The organism is Sphingopyxis sp. (genome assembly GCF_016463645.1).
In the GTDB taxonomy this organism is placed as follows: domain Bacteria; phylum Pseudomonadota; class Alphaproteobacteria; order Sphingomonadales; family Sphingomonadaceae; genus Sphingopyxis.
In genome coordinates, this window is sequence record NZ_JAEMQX010000187.1 from 1 (window position 1) to 5,363 (window position 5,363).

The 5,363-nt window shown below is 64.7% G+C and carries 6 protein-coding genes; 2 read left to right on the top strand and 4 right to left on the bottom strand.

Annotation, left to right across the window (positions count from 1 at the left end):
- Positions 1-646: adenylosuccinate synthetase (locus JHC57_RS20905; RefSeq protein WP_294032509.1), on the top strand; the 646-nt coding region annotated here is incomplete at its 5' end.
- Here JHC57_RS20905 and JHC57_RS20910 read toward each other — a convergent pair.
- Positions 636-1,529 (bottom strand): haloalkane dehalogenase, encoded by an 894-nt coding sequence (locus JHC57_RS20910; protein WP_294032510.1) that lies wholly within the window; start codon positions 1,527-1,529, stop codon positions 636-638. The genes JHC57_RS20905 and JHC57_RS20910 overlap by 11 nt on opposite strands.
- 72 nt (positions 1,530-1,601) lie before the next feature.
- Between JHC57_RS20910 and JHC57_RS20915 the strand changes: the two genes are divergently transcribed.
- The gene (locus JHC57_RS20915; protein WP_294032511.1) at positions 1,602-2,192 is read left to right on the top strand and encodes an NADPH-dependent FMN reductase; all 591 of its coding nucleotides are present in this window, start codon (positions 1,602-1,604) and stop codon (positions 2,190-2,192) included.
- Here JHC57_RS20915 and JHC57_RS20920 read toward each other — a convergent pair.
- From JHC57_RS20920 to JHC57_RS20930, 3 genes are all read right to left on the bottom strand, one after another.
- Complete coding sequence (locus JHC57_RS20920; protein WP_294032512.1) at positions 2,189-3,502, bottom strand: MFS transporter; 1,314 nt, start codon at positions 3,500-3,502, stop codon at positions 2,189-2,191. The two genes, JHC57_RS20915 and JHC57_RS20920, sit on opposite strands and share 4 nt — an antisense overlap.
- 138 nt (positions 3,503-3,640) lie before the next feature.
- Positions 3,641-4,123: a DUF2721 domain-containing protein gene (locus JHC57_RS20925; RefSeq protein WP_294032513.1), complete on the bottom strand. Its 483-nt coding sequence runs from the start codon at positions 4,121-4,123 to the stop codon at positions 3,641-3,643.
- Positions 4,123-5,337, bottom strand: coding sequence for an LL-diaminopimelate aminotransferase (locus tag JHC57_RS20930; protein ID WP_294032514.1), 1,215 nt, complete (start codon positions 5,335-5,337; stop codon positions 4,123-4,125). Before JHC57_RS20930 ends, JHC57_RS20925 begins: the two co-directional genes overlap by 1 nt.
- Positions 5,338-5,363: the final 26 nt, after the last annotated feature.

The window sequence follows — 5,363 nt, forward strand, 5'->3', positions numbered from 1 at the left end:
GCGCATCCTGTTCGAGGGCGCGCAGGGCGTGCTGCTCGACGTCGACCACGGCACCTATCCGTTCGTCACCAGTTCAAACACCGTCAGCGGTACCGCCGCGTCGGGCTCGGGCCTCGGCCCCTCGGCGGTCGGCTTCGTGCTCGGCATTGCCAAGGCCTATACGACGCGCGTCGGCAGCGGCCCCTTCCCGACCGAGCTTGAGGACGAGATCGGCCAGAAGCTCGGCGAGCGCGGACATGAGTTCGGCACTGTCACGGGGCGCAAGCGTCGCTGCGGCTGGTTCGACGCCGTGCTGGTGCGGCAGAGCTGTGCGGTGTCGGGCGTCACCGGCATCGCGCTAACCAAGCTCGACGTGCTCGACGGTTTCGACACGATCCGTATCTGCACCGGTTATCGTCTCCGCGGCAAGATCCTCGATTATTTCCCGTCGCATTCGGCCGATCAGGCCGAGGTCGAGCCGATCTACGAGGAAATGGACGGCTGGCACGAATCGACCGCGGGCGCGCGCAGCTATGCCGACCTTCCCGCGCAGGCGATCAAATATATCCAGCGCGTACAGGAGTTGATCGAAACCCCGATCGCGCTCGTGTCGACGAGCCCCGAGCGCGAGGACACGATCCTGATTCGCGATCCGTTCAGCGATTGAGGCCCGCCGCCGCAACGTCGCGGATCGCCGCGACGAAGCCCGCCGGGTCATTCTCCTGCACAAAATGTCCACCTCTCAGCGTGCGGTGCGCCATGCCGCGCGCGCCGGGCACGCGGTTCGTGAACAGCGCATCGCCGCCGCGCGTGATCGGGTCGCCGTCGGTGAAGCAACAGAGGAAGGGCTTGTCGAACGCCTCGAGCGCAGCCCAGGCGCGCTTCTGGTCGGGCACCGCGACATTGTCACCCAGCGGGACGAAGGACGGAAACACCCGCGCCGCAACCTTGGAGGCCCGCGTCGGGAAGGGCGCGTCATAGGCGGCGATTTCGCCCGGTGTCAGTTGCCGTTTCGCCCCGGCATTGACGATCCGCCCGATCGGAAAGACCGGGCTGTAACGGGAAAAGGCGCGCCAGATCGCAAAGGCGCGCGGCGCCGGCTGCCCCTCAGGCAGTCCGCCGTTCGACAGCGCCACCCCGGCAAAGCGTTCGGGCATCTCGGCAACCAGACGCAGCCCGATAAGCGAACCCCAATCCTGGCAGGCAAGGATCATGTTTCTGAGATCGAGTGCCTCGATCCACTGGCGCATCCATGCGACCTGCGCAGCATAGCTATAGGCCCGGCTTTCGATCGGCTTGTCCGAGCGGCCGAAACCGATGAGATCGGGTGCGACGGCCCGAAAACCCGACGCGACCGTGGGGCCGATCATCTTGCGATAGAGATAGGCCCATGTCGGTTCGCCATGCAACAAGAGCACCGGCTGCGCCTCCGACGCTCCCTCATCGACATAATGAACTCGAAGACCCTCTGCGACTTCGACATATTTCGGCGCATAAGGCCAGTCCGGCAGTTTCGTAAAACGGTCGTCCGGCGTGCGATAGACGCGCATGAATCCCCCCAAGGCTCCCCTCCGAGAGCTTAGGACACTTTCGTTTCGGTGCAAGCCGTGGCACCTAGCGGCATGGCCCGGAACATTCTCGTCTTCTATGGCAGCTATCGCCGCGACCGGCAGGGTATCAAGCTCGCGCGCTGGCTCGTCGATGCGATTACCGCGCGCGGCGACCACGCCGAGCTAATCGATGCCAAGGCGGTAAATCTCCCGATGCTCGACCGCATGTATAAGGAATATCCAAAGGGCGAGGCACCCGCGGCGATGGACAAACTCGCGGCCAATATCCGCGCCGCCGACGGCTTTCTGTTCGTCACCGGCGAATATAATTGGGGACCGCAGCCGGGGCTCAAGAATCTCACCGACCATTTTCTCGAGGAATGGTTCTGGCGCCCCGCGGCGATCGCCTGCTACTCGGCGGGATCCTTCGCCGGGGTGCGTTCGATGATGGGATGGCGCGACATATTGGGCGAAATGGGCATGGCGGTGATTTCGTCGATCCTGCCCGTCGCACGCATCGGCAAGACCTTCGACGCCGAGGGCCGGCCCGCGGGCGACGAGGGCAAGCAGCTCGAACGGCTGTTTCCGCGCTTCGCCGACGACCTCAATTGGTGGATCGACGCCGCGAGAGCGCAACGCGCCAAGGTTGCCCCGCCCTATTAACCCGATTTGAGTTCAGCGTTGAGCCGGAGGCTGGCGCGCCAGAAGAAGAAGGCGGGGATGAGACCCAGCCACGCCGCGCCATAAAGGACGTAGCGCACGCTTTCCTGTCCGTAGGTCGGCGCCAGCGCATCCGAAAGGACGCCGAACAGGAACGGCCCGAAACCCAGCCCGATCAGATTCTGGCCGAACAGCATGATCGATGCCGCGACCGCGCGCGCCTGGGGGCGCACCAGTCCCTGCACACAGGCATAGGCGGGTCCGTAATAAGCCGAGTTGAGGATCGTCGGCACGATCAGCAGCGCGACCGCGATCACCCAATTGTCCATATAATAGCCGAGGAACAGCACCGGCGCCGCAAGCGCCATGCCATAGGCGGGCAGGGTCAATATATGTTTCTTGTCGCGCGGTCCGAACCTGTCGGCTGCCTTGCCGCCAAGCCAGGTGCCGAACACGCCCGCCAGCCCCAGCACGACCGCCATCGACAGCCCCGCCTCGGTCGTCGACAGCCCGTGGCTGCGGATGAAGAAGCTGATCGTCCAAAGCGCCTTGCCGTAACCGAGGAAAGCGACGACCGACGAAGCGATCAATATATAGACGAACGCGCGTGAGGCGAAGATTTCGCGCATCGCCTCGCCGGTCGAAAGCCGCGCCGCGGGCGCGCCATCGGCCACGGTTTCGGCGGGACGACTGTGCCGCGGCTCGCGCATCGCGAACAGCACGACCAGCGCGAGCAGCAATCCCGGCGCACCGACGAGCATCAGCGCGATGCGCCAGCCATAAAGATCGTTGACGATCCCGCCGATGATCAGTCCGAGCAGCGAGCCGATCGGCACGCCAAGCCCATAGAAAGCGATCGCCGACGAGCGTTTTTCGGGCGCGACGCTGTCCGAGATCAACGAATGCGCCGAAGGCGTGCACCCCGCCTCGCCCACGCCGACACCGATGCGCGCCAAGAGCAGCTGCACGAAATTCTGCGCGAGCCCGCACACTGCGGTCATCGCCGACCAGATCGCCAGCGCGAGCGCGATCAGCCGCACGCGGTTCGTCCCCTCCTTGTCGGCATAGCGCGCGATCGGGATGCCGAGCAGCGCATAGAAAACCGCGAATGCGGGGCCGGCGAGCAGGCCGAGCTGGGTGTCCGAAAGCCCGAGATCGGCCTTGATCGGCTCGGCGAGGATGTTGACGATCTGCCGATCGAGGAAGTTGAAAATATAGACGATCAGCAGAATCCACAGCATCGTCCGCGTCTGCGCGGAAACACCGGCGGCTGGTGCGGCAAGGCCCTGCGACAAGGCGGCTTTATCGGTCATTCCTGTCTCCCGCCGCCAAGGGAGCAGACCAAAGGGAGCGGTGTCAACGCCGTTCGAGCGCGCCTAAAATGCGCGCAGGCAATTGCCGCTACGGCCACCGCCGCGCAGGTCGGGCAAAAAAAATCGGACGGACCGGGCTCAACCCCGGTCGCGGCGGCGCTTCCAGCCCATTTCCTCGAACTCGAGCAACTCCATCGGCACATGGATCGCGCGCACCGCCAGCCGGACCTCGATGAGGAAGAGGATCAGCGAGACCAGCAAAAGCAGCATCGCGACCGCAAAGGCCCATGACGCCGCGACGCCGAGGTTGATACCGGTAAAGGCCTGGGTGAACAGCAACGCGACGAGCAGGCAGACGACGATCCCGCACGCCACGGCGGAGAGGATTGAATTGTTGATGATCCCCATCCGCCGGTCGGCGATGCGCAGTTCGGCAACGATGCGCTCATGCTCGAGGCCCTCGGTCTCGGCCCAGCGCTCCATCAGGTTGCGCGAGCGGTCGACGACGCGCGCCAGCCGCCCCGCAATGACGTTGAGCAGGCTACCGGTCGCGACCAGCAGGAACACCGGTGTGACCGACAGCTGGATCGTCTGCGCAATCGCGCCGGCGTCGAGGTCCATCATCCTCCAGCGGCGACCGAGGGCGTGTTGACGCCGTGCATCTGGAGAAACTTGCGAATGTTGCGCGCGGCCTGCCGGATGCGCTGCTCGTTCTCGACCATCGCGATGCGGACATAGCCTTCACCGTCCTCGCCATAGCCGACGCCGGGTGCGACCGCGACCTTGGCGTGAGTCAGCAATTGCTTCGAGAATTCAAGACTGCCCATCTCCCTGAGCGCGGGCGGCAGCGGTGCCCAGGCGAACATCGACGCCGGCGGGCTCGGAATATCCCAGCCGGCGCGCGCGAAGCTTTCGACCATCACGTCGCGGCGCTTCTGATAAAGTTCGCGGTTCTTCGCGACGATGTCCTGCGGCCCGTTCAATGCCGCGCACGCCGCGGCCTGGATCGGCGTGAAGGCGCCGTAATCGAGGTAGGATTTGACGCGCGTCATTGCCGCGATCAGCCTTTTGTTGCCGACCGCAAAACCCATGCGCCAGCCCGCCATCGAATAGGTCTTCGACATCGAGGTGAATTCGATCGCGACATCCTTCGCGCCCGGCACCTGCAGGATCGAGGGGGTCGGATTGCCGTCGTAGTAGAGCTCCGAATAGGCAAGGTCCGACAGCACCCAGACCTTGTTCTCCTTCGCCCAGGCGACGAGCCGCTCGTAGAAGGCGAGGTCGACGGCTTCAGCGGTCGGGTTCGACGGGTAATTGACGACGAGGATCGACGGGCGAGGCACGGTGAAGGCCATCGCGCGGTCGAGCGCGCGCCAGTAATTCTCGTCGGGCGTCGTCGGGACGCTGCGGATCGTCGCTCCCGCGATGATAAAGCCGAAGGTGTGGATCGGATAGCTCGGGTTCGGCGCGAGCACGACGTCGCCGGGGCCGGTTATGGCCGTCGCGAGGCTCGCGAGCCCCTCCTTCGATCCCATCGTCACGACGACCTCGGTCTCCGGATCGAGTTCGACGTTGAAACGGCGGCCGTAATAATTGGCCTGCGCGCGGCGGAGGCCCGGGATGCCCTTCGACTGCGAATAACCGTGCGCGTCGGGTTTCATCGCCACTTCGCAGAGCTTCTCGATCACATGCGCGGGCGGCGGCAGGTCGGGGTTACCCATTCCAAGGTCGATGATGTCCTCTCCCGCGGCGCGGGCGGCCGCACGCATCGCATTGACTTCGGCGATGACGTAGGGCGGCAGGCGCTTGATGCGATAGAATTCATCTTCGGACATGGGAAACTAGAACAACTCCTTTGCGT

Excerpts from the sequence above, each read along its gene's own strand:
- JHC57_RS20930 (WP_294032514.1), bottom strand. The coding sequence starts at position 5,337 with ATGTCCGAAGATGAATTCTATCGCATCAAGCGCCTGCCGCCCTACGTC.
- JHC57_RS20910 (WP_294032510.1), bottom strand. The coding sequence starts at position 1,529 with ATGCGCGTCTATCGCACGCCGGACGACCGTTTTACGAAACTGCCGGAC.
- JHC57_RS20925 (WP_294032513.1), bottom strand. The coding sequence starts at position 4,123 with ATGGACCTCGACGCCGGCGCGATTGCGCAGACGATCCAGCTGTCGGTC.
- JHC57_RS20920 (WP_294032512.1), bottom strand. The coding sequence starts at position 3,502 with ATGACCGATAAAGCCGCCTTGTCGCAGGGCCTTGCCGCACCAGCCGCC.
- JHC57_RS20915 (WP_294032511.1), top strand. The coding sequence starts at position 1,602 with ATGGCCCGGAACATTCTCGTCTTCTATGGCAGCTATCGCCGCGACCGG.